Source organism: Scopulibacillus cellulosilyticus, from assembly GCF_042665295.1.
GTDB classification, from domain to species: Bacteria; Bacillota; Bacilli; order Bacillales; family Sporolactobacillaceae; genus Scopulibacillus_A; species Scopulibacillus_A cellulosilyticus.
In genome coordinates this window covers 129,800-145,204 of record NZ_JBHTCO010000045.1, presented here as the reverse complement: position 1 = coordinate 145,204, position 15,405 = coordinate 129,800, and the positions used below count along the sequence as shown (strand labels likewise).

Annotated in this window: 12 protein-coding genes; 8 read left to right on the top strand and 4 right to left on the bottom strand. The window is 38.5% G+C overall.

The window, feature by feature from the left end; translation table 11 throughout:
• Positions 1 to 21 precede the first annotated feature (21 nt).
• Entirely contained in the window at positions 22 to 1,995 is a 1,974-nt protein-coding gene (locus tag ACFQRG_RS21760; protein WP_380970306.1) for a BglG family transcription antiterminator, read from the bottom strand.
• 385 nt (positions 1,996 to 2,380) lie between these two features.
• Positions 2,381 to 3,730, bottom strand: coding sequence for a sugar porter family MFS transporter (locus ACFQRG_RS21755; protein ID WP_380970301.1), 1,350 nt, complete (start codon positions 3,728 to 3,730; stop codon positions 2,381 to 2,383).
• A gap of 256 nt (positions 3,731 to 3,986) precedes the next feature.
• On the opposite strand from ACFQRG_RS21755, the gene ACFQRG_RS21750 reads away from it, so the two are divergent.
• A complete protein-coding gene (locus tag ACFQRG_RS21750; RefSeq protein ID WP_380970299.1) occupies positions 3,987 to 4,994 on the top strand; it encodes an aldose 1-epimerase in 1,008 nt (335 codons plus the stop codon).
• Positions 4,995 to 5,347: 353 nt separating this feature from the next.
• Here ACFQRG_RS21750 and ACFQRG_RS21745 read toward each other — a convergent pair whose 3' ends face one another.
• Positions 5,348 to 6,496: an ROK family protein gene (locus tag ACFQRG_RS21745; protein WP_380970297.1), complete on the bottom strand. Its 1,149-nt coding sequence runs from the start codon at positions 6,494 to 6,496 to the stop codon at positions 5,348 to 5,350.
• Positions 6,497 to 6,684: 188 nt separating this feature from the next.
• Between ACFQRG_RS21745 and xylA the strand changes: the two genes are divergently transcribed.
• Both xylA and xylB read left to right on the top strand, forming a co-directional pair.
• Positions 6,685 to 8,001 (top strand): xylose isomerase, encoded by a 1,317-nt coding sequence (xylA, locus tag ACFQRG_RS21740; RefSeq protein WP_380970295.1) that lies wholly within the window; start codon positions 6,685 to 6,687, stop codon positions 7,999 to 8,001.
• Positions 8,002 to 8,044: 43 nt separating this feature from the next.
• On the top strand, positions 8,045 to 9,547 hold the full coding sequence (xylB, locus tag ACFQRG_RS21735; RefSeq protein ID WP_380970293.1) for a xylulokinase: 1,503 nt from the start codon (positions 8,045 to 8,047) through the stop codon (positions 9,545 to 9,547).
• 328 nt (positions 9,548 to 9,875) lie between these two features.
• Here the strand turns inward: xylB and ACFQRG_RS21730 are convergent, their stop codons facing one another.
• Positions 9,876 to 10,502 carry a flavin reductase family protein gene (locus ACFQRG_RS21730; RefSeq protein WP_380970291.1) on the bottom strand — a complete coding sequence of 209 codons (627 nt, stop codon included), beginning with the start codon at positions 10,500 to 10,502 and terminating at the stop codon, positions 9,876 to 9,878.
• A gap of 474 nt (positions 10,503 to 10,976) precedes the next feature.
• Between ACFQRG_RS21730 and ACFQRG_RS21725 the strand changes: the two genes are divergently transcribed.
• The 5 genes from ACFQRG_RS21725 to ACFQRG_RS21705 all read left to right on the top strand — a co-directional run bounded on the left by ACFQRG_RS21725 (position 10,977) and on the right by ACFQRG_RS21705 (position 15,353).
• A complete protein-coding gene (locus ACFQRG_RS21725; RefSeq protein ID WP_380970288.1) occupies positions 10,977 to 11,243 on the top strand; it encodes a hypothetical protein in 267 nt (88 codons plus the stop codon).
• Positions 11,227 to 11,586, top strand: a complete 360-nt coding sequence (locus ACFQRG_RS21720; RefSeq protein ID WP_380970285.1) for a type II toxin-antitoxin system RelE/ParE family toxin — start codon at positions 11,227 to 11,229, stop codon at positions 11,584 to 11,586. The genes ACFQRG_RS21725 and ACFQRG_RS21720 overlap by 17 nt, the downstream gene beginning before the upstream one ends.
• 536 nt (positions 11,587 to 12,122) lie before the next feature.
• Entirely contained in the window at positions 12,123 to 13,121 is a 999-nt protein-coding gene (locus ACFQRG_RS21715; protein ID WP_380970282.1) for a LacI family DNA-binding transcriptional regulator, read from the top strand.
• A gap of 240 nt (positions 13,122 to 13,361) precedes the next feature.
• Positions 13,362 to 14,381 (top strand): Gfo/Idh/MocA family oxidoreductase, encoded by a 1,020-nt coding sequence (locus ACFQRG_RS21710; RefSeq protein ID WP_380970279.1) that lies wholly within the window; start codon positions 13,362 to 13,364, stop codon positions 14,379 to 14,381.
• Between the two features lie 123 nt (positions 14,382 to 14,504).
• On the top strand, positions 14,505 to 15,353 hold the full coding sequence (locus ACFQRG_RS21705) for a sugar phosphate isomerase/epimerase family protein (protein ID WP_380970276.1): 849 nt from the start codon (positions 14,505 to 14,507) through the stop codon (positions 15,351 to 15,353).
• The last annotated feature ends 52 nt before the right edge of the window (positions 15,354 to 15,405 follow it).

The following is a 15,405-nucleotide window of genomic DNA, read 5'->3' as shown; positions in this document are numbered from 1 at the left end:
ATTCCCCGCTTTCTAAGCTGTTTATGGTTTCTGAATGAGCTGATAAAACTCAATTGGGTCTGTTGCTTTTTTCAGCTTTTTGACCAATGATTTGTTTTCGAAAATATGATAAAGCTCTCGTAATGCTTGTCGAAAGTCAACATTATCTGTTGTTTTCATGGCAATGAGAAAGATAAGCGAAACATTTTCAGTGACCCAATCGACAGGCTGTTTGCTTGTATAAACCGCAATATGCGGTGTTTTGATATGGGCCTCATCGCCGTGCGGAATCGCGATGCCATTGCCAACGGCAGTCGGCGAGCGGAATTCGCGATCGAATATGGTCTTTTCATAATGTTGATCAACATAGCCTTTTTGGTGCATGGTTCCACAAAGATAATGTAAAATGTCTTGTTTGCTGCGCGGTTTTTCTTGTGTGAAAATCAAAGCCGGATCAATGATTTGGCTCAAAGCAGAGCGGCTTTTGGTATGAACGGTCTGATCCTTGATCTGTCTTTTTAAACCAAAAATATATTGGTTAATTTTCACAATGTCTTGTTCATCTAAAATCGGTGAAATGGTTACGACTGGTTTTTGTTCAAAGGATATTGGCACTGTCGTCACTACAAAGTCAATCGTCTGTAAATCAATGTCTTCTAGCTGTGACAACGGAATCACATCGGCCACTTCGATTTCAGGAATCGTATTCTCCAACCGGTTAGCCAAAAATTGTGATGTACCAAATCCGCCATAACAAACAATCACCACACGCTTTGGCTTATTCCTGATTGAACGCTCAATCGCGGCCAGGAAATGGAATGTAATATAACCGACTTCGTCATCGTTTAGCTGGACATTAAATTGGTTTTCTAAGAAAGTTGTAATCAGCCAAGTCATACCAAAAATTGAATAATAACGTGATTTTAAATACATCAACATCGGATTATTGAAGTTAAGGTTGTATTTTAAACGCTCTAGCATCGGTACAATATGAAGCTTTAAGCCATTTTCTAGCTGGGTGTCATGACGTAAATCAATACCCATAACTTTCGAAAAGGAGTCAATCATTTGCCGGATCACGGCATTGATTTGAGGATTGTCCGTACGGGACTCACTTAAATTACTGCTTCGCTGATCAGTGCAGTGAAAAATATAAAGGGCAATGTATGTTGCTTCTGTTAAAGTAATGGACAGAGCAAAGGTCTTATCCACTTGTTCCATTATCGCTCCGGCTATTTTCTTAACAACGGGATCAGCCGGTTTGTCATCCGGGTAAGAGAAATGCATATGCCGGCCTTGCTGAACACGTTTTATTAAAATTAATAAGTGGGTCACTATATTCATGTAATAGAGATCATTGATTAAAAAGTCATATTTCTTTTCCAATGCGGCAATTAACTGCTCCACTTTCTCAATCATCTTGGCAGGGAAAAATTGCATGAGGCGCTGATATGTGACACGATCCATCCGGCTTGTCTTTTGTTCAGCGGCATTGTTCTTGTTTTCGTCTAAAGCTTGGGCTATTAATGCTGAAATTGCCCGGCGCATGTTCTTTTCATTCCCTTTAACAATAAGTCCTTGGTGATTACGTTCCAACACCAAATCAAAACCTTGCAAATAGTGATCAATTTTATTTATATCTTTTGCAATCGCTGTTTTGCTGATAAAATAATCATTCGCTAATTTTTGCATAGAAAGATGACTGTTTTGATAAAGCAATTGAAGGGCAATCAGTTTCTGCCGTTTTTCCGTCGAGTACTGATTGAATAAATTCGCATTAACGTTGACTTTGCTTAAGATGCCTAACCGATCTTCATTGTCCACCACTAATTTCGTCCCGTTTCCCGGCTTTTTTTCTAACTTAAAGCCAAGTGATTGCAAGTATCGATCGATCTCCTGCAAGTCATTGTAAATGGTTCGTTCTGAACATCGAAGCTGCTCTGCGAAGTATTCTGCACTTTTGAAATCGGTTGCATTTAAAAGTAGCACCAGTAATTGTTTCTGCCTTCGATTCATTAACAGCACTTCCTTTTTGGTATACCAGCGGCGTCAATTTAATTATACAAATAGGGTTTTAGGCCAGGCTATAGCCAATTATTGCAGGAACGTCCCTGTAAAAGGTTTACGATAATGTACGCGCACTATTTTAGCTGTATAAGCTGACTTTTATTAGTAGTATATTTAAATGATTGTAATCAAAAGGAAGGGATGCAGCAACTTTTTTATAATAAAACAAAAAAACCTTTATGATTAAAGGGAGCACCTTAATTGATGCCAATCCCTTATCATAAAGGTAGATAAATAAAATTTGTGATGGATGTTAGCTTTAAAAGGGTTTTCTAATTTTTATTATCGAAACGCTTTCAAGAATCATACCTGCTCAAAAACTGTAACGCATCTTTTAACCTAGTTTTCTAATAGGCTTGTCCTTCAATTCCAGTTCAATTTGTTCAAGGCTTTTTCCTTTTGTTTCAGATACTTTGGCACTGACAAAGATGAAGGCTAGAATTCCCATGATGCCGTAGACCAGGAACATCGTATTAATGCCGAACAGCTCGATGAGTTTAGGATAAGTTAATGAAACGACTAAATTGGCAAGCCAATTTGCCACGCTTCCGATTCCCATGCCGGCGCCGCGGATGCTGAGCGGGAATATTTCTGACATCATCACCCATACAACGGGGCCCCAGGTAAGGGAGAAGAATAAGATGTAGACAGCCAAACAAATTACAGTGACCCATCCTGAAGCACCAGCTGCTCCCATTAATTTGCTTACAAATACCAATGCAAATAACGCAATCGACATGCCTGCATTGCCAATAAGAAGCAAAGGCTTTCTGCCGACTTTGTCAATGATAGCAACGGCAATAGCGGTTACGATGACATTGACAATGCCGATGCCGACCGTTCCTAAGATCGCTGCCGATGCACCAAGACCTACGTTTGTAAATGTTGTCGGCGCATAGTAAAGCACTGTGTTACAACCAATGATTTGCTGGAAAACAGCCAGGCCAATCCCAACGATTAAAGCAGGACGTACCCATTTTTCTTTGAGGTTTTTCAAACCGCCGTTTGCTTGTTCATTTGCCAGTTTGATTTCCTTTATTTCAGCTTCAACGCCGGCACCTTTTCTCATATTATTCAAAATGGAACGCGCTTGATCATCTTTGCCTTGTTTTAATAGCCAGCGCGGACTTTCCGGAAGGAAGATCATACCTATTAGCAGCAGTAATGCAGGGATAAGGGCAAGTCCGAGCATCCAGCGCCAGCCTTCTGAAGCACTGAATATATAATTGACAACATAAGCTAGTAAAATACCAGTCATGATCATTAATTGGTTGAGACTTGACAGCGCGCCGCGGATAGAGGCAGGCGCCATTTCTGAAAGATACATTGGGACAAGCGTGGAGGCGCTTCCAACTGCGATGCCAAGAATAATCCTAAAAGCGATTAATACACCTGTATTTGGCGCTAACGCTGTGCCAAGTGCCCCGATGCAAAATACCGCTGCGGCCAAAATAACAACTTTTCGGCGTCCCCATCGGTCTGATAAAGCACCGCTGAAAGCTGCCCCGATCATGCAGCCGAATAGTATAGAACTGACAACGATCCCCTCGGTCCATGAGGTAAGATGCAGGTCTTTTTTAATAAATAATATGGCACCGGAAATGACTCCGGTATCATAACCGAATAATAATCCGCCCAACGCTCCAAAGAAATAAATAAATCCATTATTAATCTTAAATTTCATTGTTTAACACTCCTCGTGTAGGAAAGAATGAAAGACAGTTTTGGAAACGCATTCATATTTATGAAGAATTTTTTCTTAAAATTGTTTTATCCCCTCACTTAGTTTATTGGATAAATTAAGTTTAAACATATATTAGCATATTGCTAAAAATGACACAAGAATTTATTTTTTTTAATGGTTAATCTAAAATGGTGATAGATAAGTAAAATATTTCTTCGTTGAACTGGTAAACTTAGATTAGGGACGGTGATGTTATATGGCAATAGAAGAGAACAAACAAGGTAACGGCATTAACCCAATAACATTTAATGGGCGGCGAGCTTATGAATTGAATTTTTCTCCATATCAAGCGGTTGTTATTCCCGAATTTGGCGGAAATCTTGTTGCCTTTCGTCATGTAGAAAAAGGCTATCGTTTTATCCGGGAGCCTGAAGATATGGAAGATTTTAAGCAAAATCCATGTTTGTACGGGATTCCTGTGTTGTTCCCGCCAAATCGTTATGAAGATGGCACATTTAAATTCCAAGGCCATGTCTACAAATTTCCAATCAATGAAAAGTCTAAGAACAATCATTTGCATGGCTTTTTCTATGATAGACCTTGGGATGTATCGGGACAAGGACAAACTGAAAACGGCTGCTATCTCGAACTTACGCAAAAGATTGATGAACAGACAGAAGTTTACCGATACTTTCCTCATCAATTTAGATTCATTTTGCGCTATACACTTTCTTCGCAAGGGTTGAGCCAAAATGTAACCATTAATAATGAGGGGCCAAATGCGATGCCTTTGATGCTTGGTTTCCATACATCAATTAATGCGCCTTTTGCCAGGACCAGCAAACCGGAAGATTATACGCTTCATTTGTCAATTCAAGACCGGATAGAGCTGAATGACCGGTCTTTGCCAACCGGTCAGAAATTGCCTTTAGATGAATATGAGAAGAAATTAGCGAATGAAGGAGCTTCGCCTTATTTTAAGCCTCTTGACCATCATTATGCAGCAGCAGGCAATGAGGAAAATCGAATGATTTTGACAGATAACAATGAAAAGGTTTCGCTTGTCTATCATACAGGAGAGCAATATCACTTTTGGATGCTCTACAATAAAGATGCAAAAAGCGGCTTTTTCTGTCCTGAACCACAAACAAGCATGGTGAACAGCCCTAATATCCCTTGGCCAACGGATGAAACAGGTCTGATTGAATTAAAGGCAGGGGAGACGTGGTCCGCTGAATCACGGCTTTATATGACTAAAGGTTGATGAGTGAATCCGATAATTAAATGAGCGATTATTAAAATTTTTGAGCGAAAGCTGATTTGAGGGCGATTTTTAGACTTTATGAGCGAAAGTCTGGAGTTTGTGAGCGATGTTTTAAAGTTTAAGAGCGTATTTTAAAGATTTATGTGCGAAAATCGAGAATTAAGAGCAACTTTTTTAATTTAAGATCGAAATCAAAATAAATGGGGATCACCTCAGTTTAGGGTGACTTCTTTAATTTAGAAATAAATAAAACGGGATGATTTCATCACCTTTTCAATTTTCAAATAAACGATGCAAGTCAATGACAAAATGTAAAAAAGCAGCTTCATTGCTGCTTTTTTATCTTTCCAGCATCAGTCAAATAAAAATTTATTGACAATGAATGCGGAGACGCCTAAGGCTGTGGCGTATTTTCCTAATGTTGACGTCATGATTTTCGTATTTTGCTTGACGCTGTCGAATTTTCGATTTTTGATGGTTTCAATTATCGTGTTCATCACGAGCGGATGACTGTTAACGAGCGAACTGCTGATCATGATTGAATCGGTATTAAAGGTATTGATGGTATTGGATAGTCCGAAGCCGATAAAACTGGCGAAATCGTTCAGGCAGGCAAGCGCTTGCTTATCGTTATCCTTGATTAAATCAATGGCCACGTTAATATGAATATCTTTGCCTTTTAAGTCAGAGAGATGATTTAAATAGGCTCTTTCTGAAGCGTAAATTTCCCAGCAGCCCTTGTTGCCGCAGTGACATTTCGGGCCATTAAAATTGATGGTGGTATGACCGATTTCTCCTGAAAACCCGTCCAAACCTTTATACAATTGGCCATTAATAATAATTCCTGCCCCGATACCTGTCTTAATGCTGATATAAAGTGTATTGATGTCCGAGGTGAGTCCGCCAAAATGAATTTCCCCATATGCGCCGGCATTAGCCTCGTTTTCAATGGTAATAGGGATGTCGAAGACCTTTTCTAAATCCGCTTTTAAATCAACGTTTTTCCAATTTGAGTTTGGTGTAAATGAGATTAATTGATCGTTATTTATGAACCCATGTATTCCGATGCCGATACCGATGAGGCCATGCGGCGAATCAGGAGTGTTTTTGATGGCCAGATGTATTTTATCAATGACAATTTGTTTCGTTTCCTCATACGTGATATTGCCAATTTTATCGAAGTCTTCAAATTCTATATTTCCTTCTAAGTCAGAAACAATGGTTAAGATGTAATCAATTCCTAAATCGATGCCTACTGTAAAACCTGCTTTATTATTAAAGACAAGCATGACAGGTTTACGGCCGCCGCTCGATTGCCCTTCACCTATTTCAAAAATGAGCTGATCTTTTAATAAATCGCTCGTTTGAGAGGAAATGGTTGCCTTATTTAATGATGAAAGCTGGGCGATTTTGGCTCTGGATATAGGTGCCTGATGAATAATATTTTCTAAGACAATGTTGCGATTATTTTTTTTTATTTTAGACATATCAATAAGAGACACAATTAAAACTCCTTGATTTCATGGTTAAACGAAGCTCTTTTTTATTCTAAGTGACTTTAGATGAGATGTCTAATAGAACTTGTTTTTATAAAAAAGTAGTGTTATGATGATTGTGAACTTAGTTTACCCAATAAACTATGTTTTTATTTAAATTGAATTGATACCGTTTACAGAAAGGTGACGTTAAAATGAGTGTCTTTCCAAATGTTGAGAAAATCAAGTTTGAAGGTAAAAAGTTAAATAGTGACCTCGCTTTTAATTATTATAATCCTAATGAAAAAATTGCCGGAAAAACAATGGAGGATCATTTGCGTTTTTCCGTCGCTTATTGGCATACGTTTACTTATGATGGCAGCGATCCATTCGGAACCGGAACTATGCTCCGTCCTTGGGACAAATACCATGGTATGGATTTAGCAAAAGCCCGCGTGGAAGCAGCCTTTGAATTTTTCGAGAAGTTGGGAAATCCGTACTTCTGCTTCCATGACCGCGATGTAGCCCCTGAAGGATCAACGTTGCGTGAAACGAATAAAAACTTAGATGTCATTATCAGTATGTTCAAAGATTATATGAAGACAAGCAATGTGAAACTTTTGTGGAATACAGCGAATATGTTCACAAACCCTCGTTTCGTTCACGGTGCGGCATCAACATCCAATGCGGATGTCTACGCTTATGCAGCTGCTCAAGTGAAAAAAGGATTGGAAACTGCTGTTGAATTAGGCGCAGAAAATTACGTCTTCTGGGGTGGACGTGAAGGTTATGAATCGCTGTTAAATACAGATCTTAAATTAGAGCAAGATAATTTGGCTCGATTCTTCCATATGGCTGTCGATTACGCGAAGGAAATCGGCTTTACCGGCCAATTTTTAATTGAGCCGAAACCGAAAGAACCGACGACACATCAATATGATTTTGATGCGGCAACGACGATTGCGTTCCTTAAAACCTATGGACTAGATCCTTACTTTAAATTAAATCTCGAAGCTAATCACGCGACACTTGCCGGCCATACATTTGAACATGAAATTCGTGTTGCCCGGACAAACGGCTTCTTAGGTTCGCTTGATGCCAACCAAGGCAATCTCTTGCTTGGCTGGGATACAGATGAATTCCCTACAAATCTATATGCCACAACACTGACAATGTACGAGGTGTTGAAAAACGGCGGGCTTGGCTCCGGCGGATTGAATTTTGATGCTAAAACACGCCGTACGTCTTTCGATACAGACGATCTCTTCTACAGCCATATTGCAGGCATGGATGCTTATGCCATCGGTCTTAAAGTTGCCAATCGATTAATTGAGGATAAAGTCTTTGAAAATATCATTGATGAAAGATACAGCAGCTTTAAAACAGGCATCGGCAAAGACATTGTCGAAGGAAGAGCAAACTTCAAAACACTTGAAGACTATATTATCGATAAAGAAGATATTACAAATAAATCAGGCAGAATTGAAAAAATTAAGCATACCATCAACCGTTACATCTTAATGGAGTCTTAATTTAAAACTGACAACCATTTTGGTTTACCTTGAGGTGAATGGCATGAACTACGTATTAGGGATAGATCTTGGCACGAGTTCGGTAAAGGTGATCCTCGTCCAAAAGGATGGTGCCATTGTTTCGTCATCCACAAAAGAATACCCTTTAATCAATAAGCAACCAGGTTATAGCGAACAAGACCCATTAGTTTGGGTTGCGCAAACAATAAAGGCAACAAAAGAAATAATAGAACGTTGTGATATTAATCCCGGGCAAATCGAGGGATTGAGTTTCTCAGGACAAATGCATGGACTAGTCCTATTAGACGAGAACAATAATGTTCTAAGACCGGCGATCCTTTGGAATGACACACGTACAAGCCGGCAATGCAGTGAAATTACTGATAGGCTCGGTGAACAATTACTAGATATTACCCGTAACAAAGCGTTGGAAGGCTTTACCTTACCGAAGCTGTTATGGGTGAAAGAAAATGAACCGGATATCTATAAAAAGATTCATAAAATCCTTTTGCCAAAGGATTATTTAAGGTTCCGATTAACGGGCAATATTCAAATGGAATATTCAGATGCTGCGGGAACGCTGATGTTAGACATTGCTAATAAGTGCTGGAGCCAAGAAATCTTAAATGCCTTTAATATTAATCCTTCGATATGTCCGGAACTAGTCGAGTCAACGGACTTTACCGGATACGTCTTACCTGATATAGCGGAAAAAATGAATCTCACCAGCCGAACTAAAGTATTTGCCGGCGGCGCGGATAATGCTTGCGGTGCGTTAGGCGCAAATATTTTATCTGAAGACAAAGCAATGTCCAGCATCGGTACTTCCGGTGTGCTGTTATCTTTTGAAGATGAAGCGGTCGATTATAGTGGAACGATTCACTTTTTTAACCATAGTGTCCCAAATGCTTATTATTCAATGGGGGTTACACTTGCTGCCGGTCATAGTTTAAATTGGCTGAAAAACACCTTCTTCGAAAATGAATCTTTCGAAGATATGATGGCCTACGCCGAACAATCAAAAGCCGGCAGTAAAGGTTTGCTGTTTACACCGTATATCGTTGGTGAAAGAACACCGCATCCCGATGCCAAAATCAGAGGTTCATTTATCGGCATAGATGCAGGGCATAGCAAAAAAGACTTCGTGAGAGCGGTGCTTGAGGGCATTACGTTTTCACTAAATGAAACATTGGAAGAATACAAAAAGAGAAATAAACAGATCGACACGATTGTTTCAATTGGAGGAGGAGCCAAGAGTGATTTATGGTTGCAAATCCAAGCTGATATATTTAATACAAAAGTGATTAAGTTAGCAACTGAAGAAGGGCCGAGTCTGGGTGCCGCAATTATTGCCGCAACTGGCCTGGACTGGTATCCAACGGTTCAAGACTGTGCAAATGCTTTTGTAAAAGTGGACAAAGTTGTTTACCCAGATACCAAAAATGTCGAAACTTACAGGAAGCTGTTCAAGATTTATAAAGAGATTTATCCAAGCACAGCGTCAATTAATCATCGGTTATTTGATGATTTTAGGGTAAACTTGTGACTTTGTCATTGTTTATTGGTTTTGCTAAAAAGTAAATGAACTTTTGATGAGTAAGTTATGGTAGAATAGCGTTACTTGTTTGAATTGGTAGTTGCAACTGCCAAACGCCCTTTCCGGTTACAACCACAGAATAGTGGTGACCAAATTTAATTAGTATTGAAGTAACCTACCCTAAATCATTGGCCTAAGAAGGGTGGGTTACTTTTTATTTATGGTTTAAACTAATATTCAAACATATGATTCTGAACAACTTTTTTAAAAAAGGCAATAGGGATATAGGTAGCTATTATCTGTAATTAGGTAATTTGGAAACCCCAATTAAGCAAAATTAATTTTGACCATATGTTGGTCTTGACATAGAAACAATATCACCAAGGTAAGAATAGTTAGTACCTGCAAGACGTCCTATCGGCTGCAGTTTCTCGGTATCAATTTTTCCATCATAATATATTGAATCATCTACTTTAAAATGGACGATTTCTCCGATTAAGAAATCATTACTTGGAGTGTCTTGAGTACCGCCAAGCGGAATGATTTGCTTAACTTTACATTCCATGGAGATTTTAGCTTCTTTAATTGATGGTGTATCAACTGAGAAGCTTTTGGTAAGTGTTAAACCGGCATAATTCACTTCACTTTGATCAGGCGGATAATTAATTGAACATTCATTAACTTGTTTTAAGTTTTCGTGGTCTACAACATGAACGACAAATGTACCATTTTCTTTTGCATTTCGAATAGTATCTTTCATCCTTCCGCCTTCAAGCCGGCTGCAAGAGATGCCCAGCATTGGCGGATCTGGACAGACAACATTATAAAAGCTGAAAGGTGCAGCGTTAACAATATTGTTTTGACCAAGCGTTGTGATAAAAGCTATAGGTCTAGGCAAAACGCTGCCAATTAATAATTTATAGTTTTCTTTTGCGCTCTGGTTTTGCGGGTTAATATCAACCATTCTAAAACCTTCCCTTTTTAATAATTGATTATTAGTGAAATCATAATCCAATGAATATTGTTAATCAAGTGATAGCGCTTTTTCAAATATTTAAAGGGATATTTCTTCTATAAAGCATTTTTAAACTAACAGATTAATTCCTTGTCAAAAGTGGATAAGCTGTTATTTTGCAATAACCCGGAAGCGTAGATATTTTACTAGGTTGCCTTTCCAATCTGTAAACATGGATTTATGCATGTCTGTGGTCATAATTGGCATATTCTTTTTGGCGTTATCATTTTCAGTACTGTCTTTTAGTTACCCCTTTTAGGATGGTGTACTTTTTTCTTTTACTGAGGTAACAATGATAAATAGGATGGACAGGCAAATACCTTTTTAATATCATGTAAATTTCATGCTATAATAACAATTAAATATTTGTATATATTTTTAGGTAAAAGATGTTAGAGAAACTAAAAGGATGAGGTGATAAGAATGGCTGCCTTAAGTGATCATGTTAAAGAAGAGCTGAAACATGCATTAAAGGATGAAAATGCAGCAATGTTTCAAATTGATGGGGAAATAATTTCTATTGAGAAGGAAGACCTTGACTCTGATTTTGAAGATGTAAGCGACTTGTCTACAAAAATTAAAAACTATCCAGAACTAAAGGAATCTTTAAACCGATACTTAAACCATCCTGAAATGAGAAGATATACTGCCAAGGAATTAAAGGGGAAACGGAATGCAAGGAGAAAATGAGAATGGCTATTCCGTTATGTTCACTGAAGAATTCAGTTTATGCTTGGATCGTATACAAAGCTTTTTCGCTAAGCAGGAGCCTGATGTATTAGAATGGTGGTACCAAAAAGAGGATGAAATAATTGACTATATTGAAAAAATGCTTTCATCTAATCCATTTATAGGTACCGAAGTGAAAAATGGTATATTTAAGGGTTTACGGCAGATAACTTATGGCAAAAACCGACATAGGATGTTGAATTATTTAATTTTTTATGCCGTACATGAAAATGACCGTATTATTGATGTTATTAACATTTTACCCTCACGTTCAAGCAGGCAAAGGGTTAGGTTAAATAAATAATGAATGTCTTAAAAATTTAGCGATGTCCATCTACCCAAACCAGGGTAACCTGCAGTGTCTCTATTATTATTTTTGTCCTCATGACCATATTTAAAATAAATTATGCATTTACTAATTTATATTCAATCCTCTTCATTTTAAAATATATATTTAACTGTAAAAAAGTAATCTTTAATGATTTTATCTTCAGGTCTATACTCCGATTTTATCAAAATTCCTTTACCCATTACCTCAATAAAGTAACAGTTTTGCCCTTACTTTTTAGTTATTGTATTGCTATTTAATTATTTTTATAAAATGGTTTACTGAATTTGTATGCACATGACGAAAAAACATCTTTATTTCGGGTGGTACGTCCAAATAAAGAGAAGAGCCTTTTAAACCAGCCCAATCCGTTGGTTTATCTCCCAATTTTATCTTTATAACAGCCTTCTATTATATAATGATTAAATAAGTAAAATTACAAGTGGATACTCTTGAAAACGCGTTATCATTGATATCATAATAGACCTAGTAATAGGGGGACAAAGGATACCATGAAACCAACAATATATGATGTAGCAAAAGAAGCTGGCGTTTCGATTTCGACAGTTTCAAAAGTAATGAACAATACTGGAAACATCAGCGCGGAAACAAGAAAAAGGATTCAGGAGACGATGAAACGGTTAAATTATCAGCCGTTTGTAGCTTCTGTTAAAAAAAGAATGCGGACGATAGGACTGCTGATTCCAAATATAGCAGATCCGTTTATGGCTGAAATGGCCAGAAGTATCGAAGACCAAGGAAGAAAGCTAGGGCTCAGCTTAATGGTTTGCAGTACAGATAATGATTTAGAAAAAGAAGTTGAGTATATTTCTATGCTCCAACAAAAATATATAGATGGGATTATTGTGGCAACAGGCCTAAAAAGAAATAAGGCGATAAAGGCCCTTATAGATACAGAAATACCAGTTGTTCTTTTGTCGCGAGACGTACCGTCACTCGCCATAGATACAGTGATCGTTGATGACTTTTTTGGTGCATTTGAAGCTACTTCCTATTTAATCAAACTGGGGCATAAAAGAATCGCCATGATTACGGAAGATATTGAATTTCCATCTATTGAATGCCGTTTTCAAGGATATAAAAAAGCTTTAGAGAATGCAGGCCTCATGTACGATGAAGGGCTGGTTTCGTTCAATAATATTTCGTTTGATGGAGGGAAAAAGTCAGCATTGGCTTTACTTCAGTCTAATAAGATGCCAACCGCTATTTTTGCTTCAACTGAATCTCTCGCTATTGGCACGATCCAGAGTGCCCATGAGTTAAATGTAAAAATCCCCGAAGATTTGTCTGTCATCGGATTCGATAACACCATTCTCGCAACAATGTGCGTTCCGCAGCTGACCACAATAGCGCAGCCGATTGAAGAAATGGCGCAAAAGGCAATTGAATTATTAATTGAAGAGATTAATACACCCAAAAAAGTAAGGCAGCGTGTTGTTCTCTCACCGGAATTGATTGTTCGAGACTCAACAGGGAAAGCAAAGCAATGACAGCGCGAACGTAAAAAGGGTGTTCTGCAGGCGGTAATATTTAAAGAGTGCAGGACACCCTATTTTTTAGTTTGTTAGGAAAGTATTTTCCCTATAATATAAATTTTTAATAAAGTTATTGACAAAAATATCAGTTAATTATAAACTCTCATTAAGGAAAGTTCTTTCCTAACAAAAATGTGAACGAAACTGTTAATGTAATCCCTATCATACTGAAAAGAATATTTAGGAGGATGAAGAATGAGTAATGTAAAAATTGGACTTGTTGGTGCGGGTCGCATGGGAAGCTTTCATGCAGAAACGGTTGCTTATAAAATTCCGGGAGCTGAGCTAGCTGCAATCGCAGATCCTGTTCCGGGGGCTGCAAATAAGCTGGCTGAAAGGTTAGGTTGTCCGAAAGTATATACAAATCCTGAGGAAATGTTTGCTGATCCGGATGTTGATGCCGTTTTAATCGCAGCACCTGCACGCTCACATGCTAAACTCGTCGTTGCCGCTGCGAAAGAAGGAAAAGGTGTTTTTTGCGAGAAACCAATGGCTGTAACACTTGAAGAAGCTGATGAAGCCATTCAAGCGATGCGTCAAGCAGGTGTACCACTTCAAGTAGGATTTAATCGCCGCTTTGCCGCAGGCTTTAAAGAAGCACATGATGATATCAAGAAAGGCAAAATCGGTACACCCCAATTGATGAGATCATTGACGCGTGATCCAGGTTTGGGCGATCCAACGCCAATTCCTGAATGGACTATTTTTTTGGAAACGCTTATTCATGATTTTGATACATTGCTTTATTTGAATCCAGGGGCAGAACCAACCGACGTCTACGCTGTGGCAGATGCACTTGTACGTCCCGATTTTAAAGATAAAGGCCTTCTTGATACGGCAGTTGTTAATATCCGTTTTGATAATGGCGCTATTGCCACAGCTGAAGCAAATTTCCAGGCTGTATATGGCTATGATGTTCGTGGTGAAGTATTCGGTTCGGCAGGAATGATAACTGCAGGAGATGTACGACAAACAAGCATGGTTCGTTATACTGCTGACGGAGCAAACAGTGATACATGCCGAAAAGACACTGAATTATTGCATGATGCCTACGTTGCAGAGGTCACTTCTTTTGTAGAATGTGTACGGACAGGAGGTACGCCATATACTACAGGCGAAGATGCACACAGAGCCCTTGCTATTGCACTTGCTTGTATTGAATCTGTCAAGAAAAATGCGCCGGTACAAGTTAAAGGAAATACACAGTTAATCTAAATAAAATGCCTTTCATTTAGAGATATGCCGGGTGGAGCGAGGTCTATAAAGAAAGTGGTATCAATAGGCTTGTAAAGCCCTCGCCCTTTAAAAAATTTGAATGATTGAGAGAGGGAGAAACGGATGAAATTTTCAATTTGCAGCTGGACATTTGGGGATATACCTATTGAAAAGACCATAGAATTTGTAGCAAAAACAGGTTATGACGGCATCGAAATTAGAGCAGCTGTCGATCATTACAATTGGAGCATCATTAGAAAACAAGCGGAAAGTTTACAGCTGGAAATCAGCGGTTTAACAGGAGACACAGGTTGGCCGAACGAAGAGCAAGATTTGGCAAATGCGAGTGCAGACAATCGTAAAAAAGCAGTTGCTTACTTTGAACGGCAAATTGAAGCGGTTAAGGAAGTAGGCGGAGAATATTTGGTCGTTTGTCCTTCTGCGGTAGGCAAAACAGCACCAATGGGGGAGCGAGGAGAAGACTGGAAATGGTCTGTTGATTCTGTACAGAAATTGACAAAAAAGGCGGAAGAACTGGATATTACACTTGTTATTGAACCTTTAAACCGATATGAGAGCTGCTTGGTTAATACAGGAGCGCAAGGCGCGAAGTTTGTTGAAGAAGTCAATCATCCAAAAGTGAAAATGCTGCTCGATTCGTATCATATGAACATTGAAGATCCAGATCTTCAATCACCATTTTTGGATGCAGGTGACAAATTGCACATCCTACATGTAGCAGACAGTAACCGCAGAGCAATTGGACGGGGGCACATCGACTTTTCCCCATTCATTTCCGGCATCAAGAATGTGAACTTCGATGGATATGTTGTCGTTGAGTCAATGGTTCCGGGTCCTAATCCTTTTCAGCCGAATAAAGGCGAAAATATGGATATGATCTATACTTTTGCCGAAGAAAATCTAGCATTTTTGCAAAAGAACTTCAAAAATAGCATCTCTTTATCTTTTTAATAGAGATGCTTTAAATTAAAGGGTGAATTATTTGAATAAGCAAAAAGTGTAT

What these genes read in the sequence shown, in the direction of transcription:
- ACFQRG_RS21710 (WP_380970279.1), top strand. Translation starts at nt 13,362, where the DNA reads ATGAGTAATGTAAAAATTGGACTTGTTGGTGCGGGTCGCATGGGAAGC.
- xylA (WP_380970295.1), top strand. Translation starts at nt 6,685, where the DNA reads ATGAGTGTCTTTCCAAATGTTGAGAAAATCAAGTTTGAAGGTAAAAAG.
- ACFQRG_RS21705 (WP_380970276.1), top strand. Translation starts at nt 14,505, where the DNA reads ATGAAATTTTCAATTTGCAGCTGGACATTTGGGGATATACCTATTGAA.
- ACFQRG_RS21750 (WP_380970299.1), top strand. Translation starts at nt 3,987, where the DNA reads ATGGCAATAGAAGAGAACAAACAAGGTAACGGCATTAACCCAATAACA.
- ACFQRG_RS21730 (WP_380970291.1), bottom strand. Translation starts at nt 10,502, where the DNA reads ATGGTTGATATTAACCCGCAAAACCAGAGCGCAAAAGAAAACTATAAA.
- ACFQRG_RS21760 (WP_380970306.1), bottom strand. Translation starts at nt 1,995, where the DNA reads ATGAATCGAAGGCAGAAACAATTACTGGTGCTACTTTTAAATGCAACC.
- ACFQRG_RS21715 (WP_380970282.1), top strand. Translation starts at nt 12,123, where the DNA reads ATGAAACCAACAATATATGATGTAGCAAAAGAAGCTGGCGTTTCGATT.
- ACFQRG_RS21725 (WP_380970288.1), top strand. Translation starts at nt 10,977, where the DNA reads ATGGCTGCCTTAAGTGATCATGTTAAAGAAGAGCTGAAACATGCATTA.
- ACFQRG_RS21720 (WP_380970285.1), top strand. Translation starts at nt 11,227, where the DNA reads ATGCAAGGAGAAAATGAGAATGGCTATTCCGTTATGTTCACTGAAGAA.
- xylB (WP_380970293.1), top strand. Translation starts at nt 8,045, where the DNA reads ATGAACTACGTATTAGGGATAGATCTTGGCACGAGTTCGGTAAAGGTG.
- ACFQRG_RS21755 (WP_380970301.1), bottom strand. Translation starts at nt 3,730, where the DNA reads ATGAAATTTAAGATTAATAATGGATTTATTTATTTCTTTGGAGCGTTG.